The organism is Micromonospora sp. DSM 45708 (assembly GCF_039566955.1).
Classification (GTDB): domain Bacteria; phylum Actinomycetota; class Actinomycetes; order Mycobacteriales; family Micromonosporaceae; genus Micromonospora.
In genome coordinates, this window is sequence record NZ_CP154796.1 from 4,205,181 (window position 1) to 4,220,575 (window position 15,395).

General features: G+C 74.9%; 13 protein-coding genes. 5 read left to right on the forward strand and 8 right to left on the reverse strand.

Features of this window, described 5'->3' with window-relative positions:
• Nucleotides 1-33: 33 nt before the first annotated feature.
• Genes VKK44_RS17790 through pgsA form a run of 3 tightly spaced genes read right to left on the reverse strand, consistent with a single transcriptional unit; the run spans nucleotide 34 to nucleotide 2,756 of the window.
• A complete protein-coding gene (locus tag VKK44_RS17790) occupies nucleotides 34-1,194 on the reverse strand; it encodes a glycosyltransferase family 4 protein (protein ID WP_343442221.1) in 1,161 nt (386 codons plus the stop codon).
• A 9-nt stretch (nucleotides 1,195-1,203) separates the two neighbouring features.
• Complete coding sequence (locus tag VKK44_RS17795) at nucleotides 1,204-2,139, reverse strand: phosphatidylinositol mannoside acyltransferase (RefSeq protein WP_343442222.1); 936 nt, start codon at nucleotides 2,137-2,139, stop codon at nucleotides 1,204-1,206.
• Nucleotides 2,136-2,756, reverse strand: a complete 621-nt coding sequence (gene pgsA / locus VKK44_RS17800; RefSeq protein ID WP_343442223.1) for a phosphatidylinositol phosphate synthase — start codon at nucleotides 2,754-2,756, stop codon at nucleotides 2,136-2,138. The genes VKK44_RS17795 and pgsA overlap by 4 nt, the downstream gene beginning before the upstream one ends.
• A 252-nt stretch (nucleotides 2,757-3,008) precedes the next feature.
• Between pgsA and VKK44_RS17805 the strand changes: the two genes are divergently transcribed.
• Nucleotides 3,009-5,171 carry an elongation factor G-like protein EF-G2 gene (locus VKK44_RS17805; RefSeq protein WP_343442224.1) on the forward strand — a complete coding sequence of 721 codons (2,163 nt, stop codon included), beginning with the start codon at nucleotides 3,009-3,011 and terminating at the stop codon, nucleotides 5,169-5,171.
• Between the two features lie 115 nt (nucleotides 5,172-5,286).
• On the opposite strand, the gene VKK44_RS17810 is transcribed toward VKK44_RS17805, so the two are convergent.
• Both VKK44_RS17810 and VKK44_RS17815 read right to left on the reverse strand, forming a co-directional pair.
• Nucleotides 5,287-6,345 carry an aldo/keto reductase gene (locus VKK44_RS17810; RefSeq protein WP_343442225.1) on the reverse strand — a complete coding sequence of 353 codons (1,059 nt, stop codon included), beginning with the start codon at nucleotides 6,343-6,345 and terminating at the stop codon, nucleotides 5,287-5,289.
• A 433-nt stretch (nucleotides 6,346-6,778) separates the two neighbouring features.
• Nucleotides 6,779-7,423, reverse strand: coding sequence for a CG0192-related protein (locus VKK44_RS17815; RefSeq protein WP_343442226.1), 645 nt, complete (start codon nucleotides 7,421-7,423; stop codon nucleotides 6,779-6,781).
• Nucleotides 7,424-7,446: 23 nt separating this feature from the next.
• Here VKK44_RS17815 and VKK44_RS17820 point away from each other — a divergent pair, with 23 nt between their 5' ends.
• A complete protein-coding gene (locus VKK44_RS17820) occupies nucleotides 7,447-8,043 on the forward strand; it encodes a hypothetical protein (RefSeq protein ID WP_343442227.1) in 597 nt (198 codons plus the stop codon).
• 10 nt (nucleotides 8,044-8,053) lie between these two features.
• On the opposite strand, the gene VKK44_RS17825 is transcribed toward VKK44_RS17820, so the two are convergent.
• Complete coding sequence (locus VKK44_RS17825; protein ID WP_343442228.1) at nucleotides 8,054-8,602, reverse strand: HIT family protein; 549 nt, start codon at nucleotides 8,600-8,602, stop codon at nucleotides 8,054-8,056.
• Nucleotides 8,603-8,664: 62 nt separating this feature from the next.
• A complete protein-coding gene (thrS, locus tag VKK44_RS17830; protein ID WP_343442229.1) occupies nucleotides 8,665-10,683 on the reverse strand; it encodes a threonine--tRNA ligase in 2,019 nt (672 codons plus the stop codon).
• Between the two features lie 200 nt (nucleotides 10,684-10,883).
• Between thrS and VKK44_RS17835 the strand changes: the two genes are divergently transcribed.
• The gene (locus tag VKK44_RS17835) at nucleotides 10,884-11,843 is read left to right on the forward strand and encodes a DUF1775 domain-containing protein (protein ID WP_343442230.1); all 960 of its coding nucleotides are present in this window, start codon (nucleotides 10,884-10,886) and stop codon (nucleotides 11,841-11,843) included.
• Nucleotides 11,844-12,139: 296 nt separating this feature from the next.
• Here VKK44_RS17835 and VKK44_RS17840 read toward each other — a convergent pair whose 3' ends face one another.
• Nucleotides 12,140-13,069 carry an ADP-ribosylglycohydrolase family protein gene (locus VKK44_RS17840; RefSeq protein WP_343442231.1) on the reverse strand — a complete coding sequence of 310 codons (930 nt, stop codon included), beginning with the start codon at nucleotides 13,067-13,069 and terminating at the stop codon, nucleotides 12,140-12,142.
• Between the two features lie 73 nt (nucleotides 13,070-13,142).
• On the opposite strand from VKK44_RS17840, the gene VKK44_RS17845 reads away from it, so the two are divergent.
• Together VKK44_RS17845 and VKK44_RS17850 are read left to right on the forward strand one after the other, a co-directional pair.
• Complete coding sequence (locus tag VKK44_RS17845) at nucleotides 13,143-13,832, forward strand: response regulator transcription factor (RefSeq protein WP_018784999.1); 690 nt, start codon at nucleotides 13,143-13,145, stop codon at nucleotides 13,830-13,832.
• A gap of 29 nt (nucleotides 13,833-13,861) precedes the next feature.
• The gene (locus tag VKK44_RS17850; RefSeq protein WP_343442232.1) at nucleotides 13,862-15,250 is read left to right on the forward strand and encodes a HAMP domain-containing sensor histidine kinase; all 1,389 of its coding nucleotides are present in this window, start codon (nucleotides 13,862-13,864) and stop codon (nucleotides 15,248-15,250) included.
• The last annotated feature ends 145 nt before the right edge of the window (nucleotides 15,251-15,395 follow it).

Below are 15,395 nucleotides of genomic sequence, written 5' to 3' on the forward strand. Positions count from 1 at the left end.
CGCTCGTCACAGCGGCCCCACCGGCCACCGTGGTCAGCCCAGCCCCGCCCACTCCTGGTCCATGACCCGGCCGTCGGTGGCCTCGATCGCGGCTGCGTATACCTCCAGAACGCGGCGGGCAACCACGGGCCAGTCGAAATTCGCCACCACCTGGTCGCCGGCGGCGGCCAACCCGGACCGCTGGCCGGCGTCGTCGAGCAGCTCGGTCAGCACGGTCCGCAGGCCGTCCGCGTCCCCGGTCGGGAACAGCCGCCCGGCCCGCCCGCCGTCGAGCACCCGGCGGAACGCGTCCAGGTCGCTGGCGACCACCGCGGTCCCGGCGGCGAGCGCCTCGGTGAGGATCATCCCGAACGACTCCCCGCCGGTGTTCGGTGCGACGTAGAGGTGCACGCTGCGCAGCATGCGCGCCTTGTCCGCCTCGGAGACCAGGCCGAGGAACGTGACCCGGTCGCGCAGCTCGGCCGGGAACCGGCCGAACAGCTCGTCGGCGTCACCCGGCCCGGCCACCAGCAGGCGCAGCCCCGGGCGGTGCGGGGCGAGCGCCACGAACGCGTCGCGCAGGATCGGGAAGCCCTTGCGCGGCTCGGTGAACCGGCCCAGGAAGCCGAGCGTGCCGCCGGTGCCCGGCGCGCACTCCCCCGGCCAGCCGGGCAGCGGCTCGACGCCGACGAACTTCGCCACCGCCACACCGTTCGGGATCTCCACCGCGCCGCCGTCCATGTGCTCGACCTGCACCTTGCGGGCGAGCGCGCTGACCGCGATCCGGGCGGTGATCCGTTCCAGCAGGATCTGGAGCACGCCCTGCGCCGCGGAGAGCACCCGGGACCGGGTCATCGCGGTGTGGAACGTGGCCACCACCGGGCCACGGGCGCAGAGCACCGCCAGCATCGACAGGCTCGGGGTGAGCGGCTCGTGCACGTGCAGCACGTCGAAGTCGCCCCGGTTGATCCAGCGGCGCACCCGGGCGGTGGAGACCGGGCCGAACGCGATCCGCGCCACCGACCCGTTGTACGGCAGCGGCACCGCCCGCCCCGCCGACACCACGTACGGCGGCAGCGTCGCGTCCTCGTCGGCCGGGGCCAGCACGCTCACCTCGTGGCCCAGCCCGAGCAGCGCCTCGGCCAGGTCCATGACGTGGTTCTGCACGCCGCCCGGCACGTCGAAGGAGTACGGGCAGACGATGCCGATCCGCATGGCGTCCCCCTAGACCGTCCCGGTGGTGGCCGGCGGCTGCGCCGACGCCGGCGCCCCGGCCGGTCCCTGGTCCAGCCACATCCGCTGCAACATGTGCCAGTCTTGCGGATGCCGGGCGATGCCCGCCGCCAGACCGTCGGCTATCCGCTGGGTCACCACCCGGACCCGGGCGTCCAGCGGCGCGCTGTCCTCCTCCGGCAGCGCCAGCGGACCCTCGATCGAGGCGCAGGGGGCGTCCGGCTCGTACCACATCGAGGCCACGTAGAGCGGCGCGCCGGTGCGCAGCGCCAGCAGCGCCGGGCCGGCCGGCATCCGGGTCCGGCCGCCGAAGAAGTCCACCTCCACGCCCCGGGCGGAGAGGTCCCGGTCGGCGAGCAGCGGCACCACCGCGCCGGCCCGCAGCCGGTCCACCAGGACGTCGAACGCCGGGCGCGGGCCACCGTGGGTGGGCAGGATCTCCATCCCCAGCCCCTCCCGGAACGCGACGAACCGCTCGTAGACGCCCTCCGGCTTGAGCCGCTCGGCGACCGTGGTGATCGGCCAGCCGGTGGCCGCCACCCAGGCGCCGGCGGCGTCCCAGTTGCCGGCGTGCGGCAACGCCACCACCGCGCCCCGCCCGGCCGCCACGTCGGCGGCGAGCTTCTCCGCGCCGTCCAGGCGGAACCCGGCGAGGATCTCCGCCCGGCTCAGGCCGGGCAGCCGGAACGCCTCCAGCCAGTAGCGGGCGTACGAGCGCAGGCCGGCGCGCACCAGCGCGTCCAGCTCCGCGTCGGGCAGCTCCGGACCGACCACCCGGCGCAGGTTGGCGCGCAGTCGACGCGTACCCCCGCCGTCCTTGCGGTGGGCGCGGTCGGCGCCCGCCCGGAAGGCCGCGGCCGCGACGGGCCGGGGCAGCGCGCGGATCACGCGCCAGCCCGCGACGTAGCCCGCCTCGGTGAGGTTCACTCCGCGCCGACCCGCTGGGCCTGCCGGTACACGTGCGCCATCCGCTGCCCGACCGTGAAGATCGAGACGGCGGCGAGCAGCCAGAGCGCGACCTCCAGAGCCCGGTCCAGCCCGACACCGGTGAGCACGCCGCCGACGCCCACGATGAGCAGCCGCTCGGTGCGCTCGGCGATGCCCACGTTGCACGTCATGCCCAGCCCTTCGGCGCGGGCCTTCACGTAGGAGACCAGGCCGCCGGCGGCCAGGCAGACCAGCGCGGCGGCCACGCCCGAGTACTGCTGCTGGGTGGCCAGCCAGTAGGCGACCGCGCCGAACACCGCGCTGTCGGCGACCCGGTCCATGCTCGAGTCGAGGAACGCCCCGAACCGGGTGGAGCCGCCGCTCATCCGCGCCATCGTGCCGTCGAGCAGGTCGGTGAGGGCGAAGACCGTGACGATCAGCGCGCCGGCGACCAGATGGCCGCGCGCGCCGAAGCCGAACGCGCCGACGAGCACGCCGACGGTGCCGGTCACGGTGACCGCGTTGGGGGACACGCCCGCGCGGAGCAATCCGCGCGCGATCGGCTCCACGACGCGGGTCATGCCCGCTCGGGCCGTCACTTGGAAGATCTTCGCCATGGCGGTCCCACGATAACGGCCGGCCGGGACCGGGGACACAGCCGGGCGGACGACCCGCCCGGCGGACCTTGTGCCGACACCGGCACGGGTGTGAGATCGAGCGTGGGAGGTGAGCCAGTTCACCGGATCACGGTCGGCGTTCCCGCCCCGCAGCAGTCCACCGGAAGATATCGCCGCGGCGCCCGTCCCGGGGGTCCGCTCCCGTCGCCCGCGGCGGTCGCCACCACCACCGGTTGAGGGAGGTGCGCCGCGATGGCGCAGAAGAGTCACGAGAAGGGTGTCACCGGCGGCGCGCCGGTGGTGACCGAGCCCGGCAGGGTTCGCAACGTGGTGCTCGTCGGGCACTCCGGCGCGGGCAAGACCACGCTGGTCGAGGCGCTGCTCGCGGCCAGCGGCACGATCGGCCGGGCCGGCGCCGTCACCGAGGGCACCACGGTCTGCGACCACGATCCGGCGGCCGTCCGCCAGCAGCGCTCGGTGAGCCTGGCCTGCGCCCCGCTGACCCACCGCGACGTCAAGGTCAACCTGCTGGACACGCCCGGCTACGGCGACTTCGTCGGCGAGCTGCGCGCCGGGCTGCGCGCCGCCGACGCCGCACTGTTCGTGGTCTCCGCGGTGGACGGGATGGACGCCGCCACCGCCGCGCTCTGGGAGGAGTGCGCCGCGGTGGACATGCCGCGCGCCGTGGCGGTCTCCCGGCTGGACCACCCGCGTGCCGACTTCGACGAGGCGGTGGCGCTCTGCCAGCGCGTCTTCGGCGACAACGTGCTCCCGCTCTACCTGCCGATGCTGGGTGACGACGGTGAGTCGGTCGCCGGCCTGATGGGCCTGATCACCCGCCGGGTGTTCGACTACTCCGGCGGGCTGCCGCCGGCGGTGCGCGAGCCGGACCCGGAGCACCTGCCGGCCATCCAGGAGGCCCGCGACGAGCTGATCGAGGGGATCATCGCGGAGAGCGAGGACGAGACCCTGATGGACCGCTACCTCGGCGGTGAGGAAATCGACCCCGAGGTGCTCATCGCCGACCTGGAGACGGCGGTCGCCCGCGGCCACTTCTACCCGGTGGTGCCGGTCTGCGCGGAGACCGGCGTCGGCCTGGACGCGCTGCTCGACGGCCTGGTCTCGGCGTTCCCGTCGCCGCTGGAGCACGACCTGCCGGCGGTCACCGGGCTGGACGGCTCGCCCCGACCGCCGCTGACCTGCGACCCGGACGGCCCGCTGGTCGCCGAGGTGGTCAAGACGACGGTGGACCGGCACGTCGGGCGCGTCTCGCTGGTCCGGGTCTTCTCCGGCACGCTCCGCCCCGATCAGGTGGTCCACGTGTCCGGGCACGGCCTGGCCGAGCGCGGCCACCCCGACCACGACGCCGACGAGCGGGTCGGGCACGTCTACAGCCCGCTCGGCGCGACGCTGCGCGAGGTCCCGGTGTGCGTGGCCGGCGACCTCTGCGCGATCACCAAGTCGGGCAGCGCGGAGACCGGCGACACCGTCTCCGCCAAGGACGATCCGCTGCTGATCGCGCCCTGGGACATGCCCGAGCCGCTGCTGCCGGTGGCGATCGCGGCGCGCAGCCGGGCCGACGAGGACGCGCTGGCCCGCAACCTGTCCCGGCTGGTCGCCGGCGACCCGACGCTGCGCCTGGAACGCAACCCGGAGACCCACCAGTTGGTGCTCTGGTGCATGGGCGAGGCGCACGCCGACGTGGTGCTCGACCGGCTGCGCGGCGGCGGCGTCGAGCTGGACACCGAGCCGGTCCGGGTGGCGCTGCGGGAGACGTTCACCGCAGCCTCCCGGGGGCACGGCCGGCACGTCAAGCAGTCCGGCGGCCACGGCCAGTACGCCGTCTGCGACATCGAGGTGGAACCGCTGCCCCGGGGCACCGGGTTCGAGTTCGTCGACCGGGTGGTCGGCGGCGCGGTCCCGCACAACTACATCCCGTCGGTGGAGAAGGGCGTCCGGGCGCAGATGGAACGCGGCCTGCTCGCCGGCTTCCCGGTGGTGGACCTGCGGGTGACGCTCGTCGACGGCAAGGCGCACAGCGTCGACTCGTCCGACGCCGCGTTCCAGACCGCGGGCGCGCTGGCGCTGCGGGACGCCGCCGAGAAGGGGCGGCCGACGCTGCTGGAACCGGTCGACGAGATCGTCGTCCGGGTGCCCGACTCCTCGGTCGGCGCGGTCATGGGCGACCTGTCCGGCCGGCGCGGCCGGGTCCTCGGCACCGAGCCCGACCCGGACGCCGAGGGCCGGACGCTGGTGCGCGCCGAGGTGCCGGCCACCGAACTGCTGCGGTACGCGGTCGAGCTGCGCGCGATGACCGCCGGCACCGGCACGTTCCGCCGCGAGTTCGCCCGCCACGACCCGATGCCCCCACACCTGGCCGACCAGGCCGTAAAGGAAGCCACCCCCCACCCCTGACCCACCCGCACCCCTCGGGGGTGCGCGTGCTGTTTCACGGAAAGAGTGGCCATTCTCGACGGGATGGCCACTCTTTCCGTGAAACAGCGGGGCGCGGGGGTATGGGGAGGGCGGGTCAGGGGCGGACGGTGGGGACGGGGGGCATCGGCCAGTGGGGGCGGTCGGCGTCCCGGCGGGCGGCCGAGCGTACCGCCGCGAGTTGCCGCTCGACCTCGGCGAAGTGGTCCGGGGCGAGCGGACCCCGGGCCAGCGCGGCGGCGTTCTCCTGCACCTGGGCGACCGTGCGGGCGCCGGGGATCGGGACCGCCCGGTCGCTGCGCGCCCAGATCCAGCCGAGCGCGCCCTGGGCCAGCGTGCGGCCGTCGGCGGTGAGCGCGTCCCGGACCGCGCCCACCCGACGCAGCCACTCCGGGGCCGGCCGGCCGCTGCGGAACCACTCCAGCCAGGTCGACCCGAGGCCGCGCACGTCGTCGCGGGGCAGCGTCGACTCCGGCGTGTACTTGCCGGTGAGCAGCCCCATCCCGAGCGGCCCCCGGGCCAGGCTGGCCAGGTCGTGCTTGTCGCAGGCGGCCAGCATGGCCGGGGCGTCCCGCAGCACGGACAACGCGTGCTGCACGGCGGCGGCACCGTGGGCGACCTGGGCGAAGGCTGCGGCCCGGTCGGCCCGGTCGGTGCTCCACCCGTACGCCCGGATCAGGCCGTCGGCCACCAGCTCGTCCAGCGTGCCGACCAGCGCCTCGGCCCGGGGCAGCGGCAGGTCACCGAGGTGGAGCTGATAGAGGTCGATCCGGTCGGTGTCCAGCCGGCGCAGCGAGTCGACCACCGCCCGGCGCAGGTACTGTGGCGAGGCGTTCTCCCCGGTGGCCTGCCGGGTGCGCTCGTCGAACGTGTAGCCCCACTTGGTGGCGATCACCGCCTCGTCGCGCCGGCCCGCGAGCGCCCGCCCGAGCACCCGCTCGCCGTGCCCGGCCCCGTACGTGTCGGCGGTGTCGAAGAGCGTCACCCCGAGGTCGAGCGCACGACGGACCGCCCGCACCGACTCGTCGTCGTCGACCGCGCCCCAGCCCAACGGGCGCGCGCCCTCGGCCCACGGGCCGCCGATCGCCCAGCACCCCATGCCGAGCGCGCTCACCTCGATGCCGCTGCGGCCGAGCGACCGCGTGCTGACTGCCATCGCCGAATCCTGTCACCTTCCCGGCCCCCGCGGGCGGGTTCGTCACCGCAGGTATCCGCGGGTCGTCACACTGCGTGACGTCCTCGGAAGCGAAGGTCGCGGTGCGACCGATATACCGCAGAGTCATAAATATGACTCCTCGTCATATCGCTCCGCAGTGATGTGTTCATCCGAGCCGGCGGTACCCGGCAGCCGCTCGCGATCCCCGGCCGGCAGCACTCGGCGGCAGGCGGGCGAGCGACCGCGGGGCGAGCGACCGCGGGGCGGCGACGGCAGGCGGGCGCGGGCGAGCAACGGCAGGCGGGCGCGGGCGGGCGGGCGACGGCAGGCGGGCGCGGGCGGGCGGGCGGGCGACGGCGGGCGGGCGCGGGCGGGCGACGGCGGGCGGGCGCGGGCGAGCAACGGCGGGCGGGGGACGGGGCGACGCCCGGGTTCAGCGGGCGTAGGCCAGCAGCACCGGCGCGTCCCCGCCCGGCCACGCGCCGACGAGGCGCCCCGCCGCCGACACGTCGGCCGGAACACCGGTCCGCACGTCGGCCGCGGTGGGCCGGCGGACCAGGGCCAGCTCGACCCCGCCCACGCGGATCACCGTCGGGTCGGCGTCCACCACCTCGTCGGCCGGGCCGGCCGGCAGCGCCCGGTCGGTGCGGCTGCCCGACACGGCCATGCTCGGGGGCCGCACCTGCCGCTCGCCGTCGGCCTCGAAGTACTCCTCCGCCTGGCCCGCGTCGGCGAACACCGCGGCGGCCAGCGCCGGCGGGTACACCGGGTCGCCGCAGGCGTCGTACACCCAGCGGCGGCCGAGCACCGAATGCTCCACGATGCCGACCAGGAAGCGGTCCGCGCCGGCCAGCGGGGCGCCGCGGTAGGTGAGCGGCGCCTGGAGCACCGGCCCTTCACCGGCGCGCACGAGCAGCGTCTCCATGCCCACCTCGCCGGCCGGGTCGTCGAACCGGTAGGCCGCCACCCGGGTGACCGGCGCGCCGGCCTCACCGGCGAACCAGGGCCGGCCGGGCAGCCATTCGGCGAGCAACTCCAACTTCGAGGGGCGCAGTTCCGCGCGGTGCAGCAGGGCCATGCGCAAGATCGTAGTGTCGAGGGATGACCGTCGGGGTTTGCCGGGCCCCGGGGGGCGGGCACCACCGGGGCCGGGAGGCGCGGATGGAGACGTCGGTGGATCAGGTCGACGAGGCGGCGCGGGTACGCCCGGCGCCGCGCTGGGTGGCACCCACGTTCGTGACGCTGGCCGTGCTCACGCTGCCCTGGATCGGCTACCTGGCGTTCACCCTGCCCCGGCACCAGGTCACGGTGCACTACCGGGCCGCCTGGGTCGGCTTCGACCTGGGACTGGTGGCGCTGCTCGGGCTGACCGCCTGGCACGCGTACCGGGGAAACCGGCAGGTGGTGCTCGCCGCCGCCGCCACCGCGACCATGCTCGCGGTGGACGCCTGGTTCGACGTGACGACCACGCCGCCCGGGCCGGACCTGGTGGTGTCGGTGGTGCTGGCGGTGCTGGTCGAGCTGCCGCTGGCCGGGGTCTGCCTGTGGATCGCGCGGCACGGCGACCGGATGGTGGAACGTCGGCTGCGTCAGCTCGCGGTCCGCGCGGAACTCGCCGCCGACCGGGCCGCGGCGGCCCAGCGGACCGCCACCGGCGCCCGCCGCCGGCTCGCCCGGGTACGGGGCCGGCTGCGCTGAACGACGCCGGTCAGGCCGCCGGCCACGCCGCGGCGAGCAGCTCGCGGGTGTCGGCGAGCAACTGCGGCAGCACCTTGGTGCGGCCGATGACCGGCATGAAGTTGGCGTCACCGCCCCAGCGCGGCACCACGTGCTGGTGCAGGTGAGCGGCGATGCCCGCGCCGGCCACGCCGCCCTGGTTCATGCCCAGGTTGAACCCGTGCGCGCTGGAGGTGCGCCGGACCACCCGCATGGCGTCCTTGGTGAACGCGGCCAACTCGGTCGTCTCCGGCGCGTCCAGCTCGGTGTAGTCGGCCACGTGCCGGTAGGGGCAGATCAGCAGGTGGCCCGGGTTGTACGGGTAGAGGTTGAGCACCGCGAAGACGTGCTCGCCCCGGGCGACCACCAGGCTCTCCTCCGGCGGCCGGCCCGGGGCCAGGCAGAACGGGCAGCCGGTCGGCTTCTCGTACCCGCCCTCGGGCCGGTCGTCGCCGGAGATGTAGGTCATCCGGTGCGGCGTCCAGAGCCGGTCCAGCCCGTCCGCCAGGCCACTGTCCGCGTGCCGCTCCACCCCTGTCACACCGGCGATCCTACGATCCGGGCTGGTCCCCCGCTGAACCCGTGCACCCCGAGAGCCCCGCCCTACCCCTCGACCGGAGCGGACGGACCGCTGTTGGTGCGGGACTCCGCCACCTCGCGGACGTGCGCCACCGCCTCGGCCAGCGGCACGCCGTTGCGCTGCGAGCCGTCCCGGTAGCGGAACGAGACCGTGCCGGCGGCCACGTCGTCGTCGCCGGCGATCACCATGAACGGGATCTTCTGCTGCTGCGCGTTGCGGATCTTCTTCTGCATCCGGTCGTCGCCCAGGTCCACCTCGGCCCGGATCCCGTGCCGCCGCAGCGTCGCCGCGAACTCCTCCAGGTAGTCGCCGTGGTCGTCGCGGATCGGGATGCCGACCACCTGCACCGGCGCGAGCCAGGCCGGGAACGCGCCCGCGTAGTGCTCGGTGAGCACGCCGATGAACCGCTCGATCGAGCCGAACTTCGCGCAGTGGATCATCACCGGCTGCTGCCGGGTGCCGTCGGCGGCCTGGTACTCCAGACCGAAGCCCTTCGGCTGGTTGAAGTCGTACTGGATCGTCGACATCTGCCAGGTGCGGCCGATGGCGTCCTTGGCCTGCACCGAGATCTTCGGGCCGTAGAACGCCGCGCCGCCCGGGTCGGGGACCAGGTCCAGGCCGGTCTCCAGCGCGCACCGCTCCAAGACCTCGGTGGCCGTCGCCCAGTCGGAGTCGGTGCCGACGAACTTGTCCGGCCGGGTGTCGTCGCGGGTGGACAGCTCCAGGTAGAAGTCGTCGATGCCGAAGTCACGCAGCAGGCTGAGCACGAAGCCCAGCAGGTGCTTGATCTCCGCCGGTGCCTGCTCGCGGGTGCAGTAGGAGTGCGAGTCGTCCTGGGTGAAGCCCCGCACCCGGGTCAGCCCGTGGATCACGCCCGACTTCTCGTACCGGTAGACCGACCCGAACTCGAACAACCGGATCGGGAGCTGCCGGTAGGACCGCCCGCGCGACCGGTAGATCAGGTTGTGCATCGGGCAGTTCATCGCCTTGAGGTAGTAGTCGCTGCCCTCCATCTCCATCGGCGGGAACATCGTGTCCTTGTAGTAGGGCAGGTGTCCCGAGGTGTGGAAGAGACCTTCCTTGGAGATGTGCGGCGTCCCGACGTACTGGAAGCCCTCCTCGATGTGGCGGGTGCGGACGTAGTCCTCCATCACCCGCTTGAGCACGCCACCCTTGGGGTGGAAGACGGGCAGGCCGGAGCCGATCTCGTCGGGGAAGCTGAACAGGTCGAGGTCAGCGCCGAGCTTGCGGTGGTCGCGCCGGGCCGCCTCCTCCAACAGCTTCAGGTACGCCTTCAGCTCGTCGCGGGTCGGCCACGCGGTGCCGTAGACGCGCTGGAGCTGCGGGTTCTTCTCCGAGCCCCGCCAGTACGCGGCGGCCGAGCGCATCAGCTTGAACGCGCCGATCAGCCGGGTGTTCGGCAGGTGCGGGCCACGGCACAGGTCCGACCAGCAGACCTTCTCCTCGTTCGCGGCGAGGTTGTCGTAGATGGTCAGCTCGCCGCCGCCCACCTCCATCACCTCGGAGGAGTCCAGTCCTTCGCCCTTGACCTCGATCAGCTCCAGCTTGAACGGCTCGGCGGCCAGCTCGGCCCGGGCCTCGTCCAGGCTGGCGAAGCGACGCCGGCGGAACCGCTGGCCGGACTTGACGATCTCCTGCATCCGCTTCTCGAGCTTCGCCAGGTCGTCGGGCTGGAACGGCTTGTCGACGCCGAAGTCGTAGTAGAAGCCGTTTTCGATCGGCGGGCCGATGCCGAGCTTCGCCTCGGGGAAGACGTCCTGCACGGCCTGCGCGAGCACGTGCGCGGTGGAGTGCCGCAGCACCTCCAGGCCGTCCGGGCTGTTCAGCGCCACCGGCTCGACAGTGGTCTCCTCGGCGGGCACCCAGTCCAGGTCGCGGAGCTGGCCGCGCGGGTCGCGGACCACCACGACGGCCTTGGGCCCGCTCGTGGGCAGGCCGGCCGCGGCCACCGCGTCGGCCGCCGTGGTCCCGGCGGCGACGACGACGGGGTCGGCCACGGCGGGGGTACGGGGTGCGGACACGGTGACTCCTGTCGTCGACGGTGCGGATCTGCCGGGGACCGGCCCCTGCGATGCTATCGGTCAGCCGGACCACGCCGTCGCCGACGCCGGCCCGCCGGTGACGAGTTCCGCGCCGCGTTGAACCTTTCCGTCGTCCCGGCCGAACTACCGGGTGGGGGCGGAGCCGGAACCGACCCCCGTCGACGAGGATGGGGACGACGATGAGGATGACCCGTCAGGGCCGGTGGGCGGCGGCGCTGCTGGCCGCCGCGCTGGCCGGAGCGGTGAGCGGGCCGGGCCCGGCCGCCGCCGCCGGCGTGAGCGTCACGACCTCCCCCGGCGAGGTGCACCAGGGCGACGCGATCGAGCTGTCGGTGGTGGTGCCCGCCGACCGGCCCGGCACCCGGACCAGCAAGGTCGAGCTGACCATGCCGGCGGACGCGCCGATCGGCGAGGTCTACCCGCTGTCCGTGCCGGACTGGGCGCCGACCATCACCACCCGCACGCTCGACCAGCCGGTGGCCGGCATTCACGCCGCCGAACTGAACCAGGTGACCCACGCGGTGACGTGGCTACGGGTGCCCGGTGGCGGCACCGGGGCGGCCCGGCTGTCGCTGGGCATGGGGCCGATGCCGGCCACCGACCGGCTGACCTTCACCGTGGTGCAGACGTACGCCGACGGCACGGTGGTCCGCTGGGCGGACCCGGCCGGTGGCGCGCACCCGGCGCCGACGGTCGCGTTGCTGCCGCCGCTGCCGGGCACCGCCCCGCACGGCGGTGGCGCCGGTGCGGTCGGTGGCGCCGGTGCGGTCGGTGGCGCCGGTGCGGTCGGTGGCGCCGGTGCGGTCGGTGGCGCGCACGGCGGCCACGGCACGCCGGGCGACCCGGCGCCGGCCGACGTGACCGCCGCGGCGCCGGCAGCCGACGACGGGCCGAGCGCGGACCTGCTGCTCGGCGGTGGCCTGCTCGCCGGCCTGGCCGGCGGCGGGGTGATCGGCTGGCTGCTCAGCCGCCGCCGAAGCGGCACCATGACCCTGTCGCCCGGAGCCGACTCCCCCACCGCCGAGGCACCCCCGGCCGGTACCGCGCACCGGAGCGCGACGGGCGACGGCGACGGCGACGGCGACGGCGTGACCATGGTCGAGCCCGTCCCGGTCGGCGGCGCGCGCCCGCCCGCGTGAACGCGCGGGCGTGTCGGGACGGCGATTCGTCGGCGTGTCGCGCCGCGGGGATAGTAAGTCCGCCAAGCGATATACCTCAGCGTCATAATTATGACGCTGAGGTATATCGCTTCGTCGCACCATGCCCCACCGGCCCGTCACTGACGGTGATGGTAGGGCTGGCGGCAGCCGCCGGCGGCACCACGCGCGGGCGGCACAGCGGACGTGACGGGCGCGGGCGGCACATTGGGTGCGAGGAGCGTGACGGGCGCGGATCGGCGCCGGGCGCGCCTCGCCGGAGCGCCGACGGGGCGGGGTCAGGCCGGGGCGGTGAGCCAGCCGGGCAGCGGCTCGCGCGCCGTCAGCCAGCCCTCCGGGACGCCGCCGGGCGTGCCGACCCCGGTGTACGCGGCGACGACGCCGCCGACGATCGCGGCCGTGGTGTCCACGTCGCCGCCCGCCTCGACGCAGACGCGGATCGCGGCCGGGTAGTCGGCCAGCAGCGTGGCGGCGACCCAGAGCGTGAACGGGACGGTGTCCTGCGCGGTCGTCCGCGAGCCGTTGCCCACCGCGTCGACCACGTCGGCGACCGGGTGACCGAGCAGCGCGGCGGCCCGGCGGACGCCCCGGTGCACCTCGCCGGCCGGGTCGAGCGCGCCGGCCACGGCGGTGAGCAGGCGGGCCGGCTCGGGCCGGTCGCCGTCGAGGCGGGCCCGGGCGGCCAGCGAGGCGGCCACCGCCACCGCCACCGCGCCGGCGACGCCCTCCGGGTGGGCGTGGGTCACCTCGGCGCAGGCGCGGGCCTGGTCGGCGGCGCGTCGGGTGGAGTCGGCGTGCCAGGCGCCGAGCGGGGCCACCCGCATGGCCGCGCCGTTGCCGCAGGAGCCCTGCCCGTCGAACGCCGACGCGGCGGCCACCGGCCACGGCGTGCCGGTGCGGATCAGCCGCAGGACGGTCACCGCGCCCGGTCCGTAACCCCGGTACGGCTCGCAGCGCTCGGCGAACGCCAGCGCCAGCCGGTCCCGGTCGATCCGCTCGGCGCCGGCCAGCTCGGCCACCACGGAGCAGGCCATCTCGGTGTCGTCGGTCCACTCCCACGGCGGCGCGGGCAGCCGGCCCGCGGCGAGGTCGGCCGGGTGCCGGCCGGGCACGAAGAACTGGGAGCCGAGCGCGTCGCCCACCGACAGGCCGGCCAGCGCGTCGCGGGCGAGCGTGAGGCGGGTGTCGGGAAAGAGGGTGAACGTCATCGCCGTTCCAGCTTGCCCGGTTCACCAGCCTGCCGCAACGCGACCGACTTGCCACGCCGAGTACGGTGCTGACGTGGCAACCGTCCTGCTGGTCGAAGACGACCACGTCGTGCGCGGCGCGATGCTGCGGTCGCTGACCGACCGGGGCCACGCGGTGCACGCGGTCGGCACGGCGCTGGACGCGTTGCGCCGGGTCGCCGCGGAGACGCCCGACCTGGTGGTGCTCGACCTGGGCCTGCCGGACCTGGACGGCTCGGACGCGCTGCGGATGCTGCGCGGCATCACGGACGTGCCGATCATCATCGCCACCGCCCGCGACGACGAGCAGTCGGTGGTCCGGTTGCTGCGGGCCGGCGCGGACGACTACATGGTCAAGCCGTTCACCGGCGCGCACCTGGACGCCCGGATCACCACCGTGCTGCGCCGGGCCGGCCGGGCCAGCCGTACCGTGCAACCGGCCGTGCACACCGTCGGCGGCCTGCGGGTGGACGTGGGCGAGCGCAGCGCGGTGCTGGACGGGGAGTCACTGGCCCTGACCCGCAAGGAATTCGACCTGCTGGCGTATCTCGCCGCGCGTCCCGGCCGGGTAGTGTCCCGGCGGGAACTCTTGGAGGAGGTATGGCGGCAGCCATCGGTCGGCGAGGACCAGACCATCGACGTTCACCTGTACTGGCTCCGCCGCAAAATGGGCGAGTCCGCGGCGAAGCCGCGCTACCTGCGCACCGTGCGGGGGGTCGGCTTCCGGCTGGTGGCACCGGACTGAGGACGGCGCTGGCCTGGCTCACCGCCGGAATGTGCAGCCTGGTCGCGCTCGCCTTCCTCATCCCGCTCGGGATCACGCTGTCGGACCAGTCCCGCGAGGAGAAGCTCGCCGACGCCGCCCGGCGCGGCGCGCTGGTCACCGGCGCGCTGGCGGTCAGCACCGACCCGGAGGTGGTCCGGCGGGCGGTGGCGGCCAGCGGTGACGACCCGGCGTTGCGGCCGGTCGTGCACGGCATCGACGCCGACGAGTCCGCCGGTCGCGCGGACGCGTCCGCGCTGGCGGACGCCGCGGCGCAACGGCGCTCGGTGGTGACCGAGGTGGACGGTGGTGTGCTACGGCTGGACCCGGTGGTGCTCGGTGACCGGGTCGCCGTGGTGGAGGTCTTCGTCCCCGACGAGGTGCTCGACCACGGCAGCGGTGGGCGGTGGCTGTTGCTGCTCGCGGTGGCGCTGGCCCTGGTCGGCGCCGCGGTGATCGTGGTCGACCGGGTGGCGGCCCGAGCCGTGGACGCCACCGGCGACCTGGTCAAGGCGGCGCTCGCGGTGGGCGACGGCGAGCTGGGCGTACGCGTCGAGCCGGCCGGCCCGCGGGAGCTGGCCGAGGCGGGGCACGCGTTCAACCGGATGGCGGAGCGGCTGGTGGCGCTCCGCGCCGACGAGCACGAACTCGTCGCCGACCTGTCGCACCGGCTGCGGACCCCGCTGACCGCGCTGCGGCTGGACGCGGAGGCCCTGGAGTCCGACGACACCAGCATCGGCACGTTCAGCGAGGCGGAGCTGGACCGGCGGCGCGGCATCCGGCGGATCCGGCAGGCCATCGTCACGCTGGAGGGCGAGGTCGACCAGCTCATCAAGACGACCCGCAAGGCGGTCAGCCAGGAGACGGCGCCGGCGTCCTGCGACGTCAGCGAGGTGGTGCGGGACCGGATGGTCTTCTGGTCGGCGCTGGCCGGCGACCAGAACCGGCCGCACCGGGTGGTCGGTGCGCAACTGCGTATCCCGGCGCCGGTGCCCCGGGCCGAGCTGGCCGCCGCGCTGGACGCGGTGATCGGCAACGTGTTCCGCTACACGCCGCAGGGCACCGCGTTCGAGGTGGCGGTGAGCCGCCGGGACGGCTGGGTGGCGATCCGGATCGACGACGCCGGGCCGGGCATCGCCAACCCGGACCGGGCGCTGCGCCGGGGCGAGAGCGACCAGGGTTCGACCGGGCTCGGGCTGGACATCGCCAAGCGGGTCGCGTTGCAGGCCAACGGCTCGGTGAGCCTGGACCGGGCCCGGCTCGGCGGGGCCAGCGTGGTGATGTTGCTGGCCGATCCGGACGCCGCGCCCCGGCAGGTCAACCGGTTCGGGCTGGTGGGTCGGATGGCCCGCGACGCCCGGGAGCCACGCGCCGGGCGGCGCTGGCCGCGCCCGCGCTGACCCGTGGCTGTGGGCCGGCGCAAGTTCTCCTTAGGAGTGGTTTAACCACCGCCCCGACACCGCCGCGAAATGCCAGGATCTCCCCAGAACCCATCAGTTCCGTCGGCCGGGACGCCCCGTAACACCTTCCAGCCGGCGGATCCGT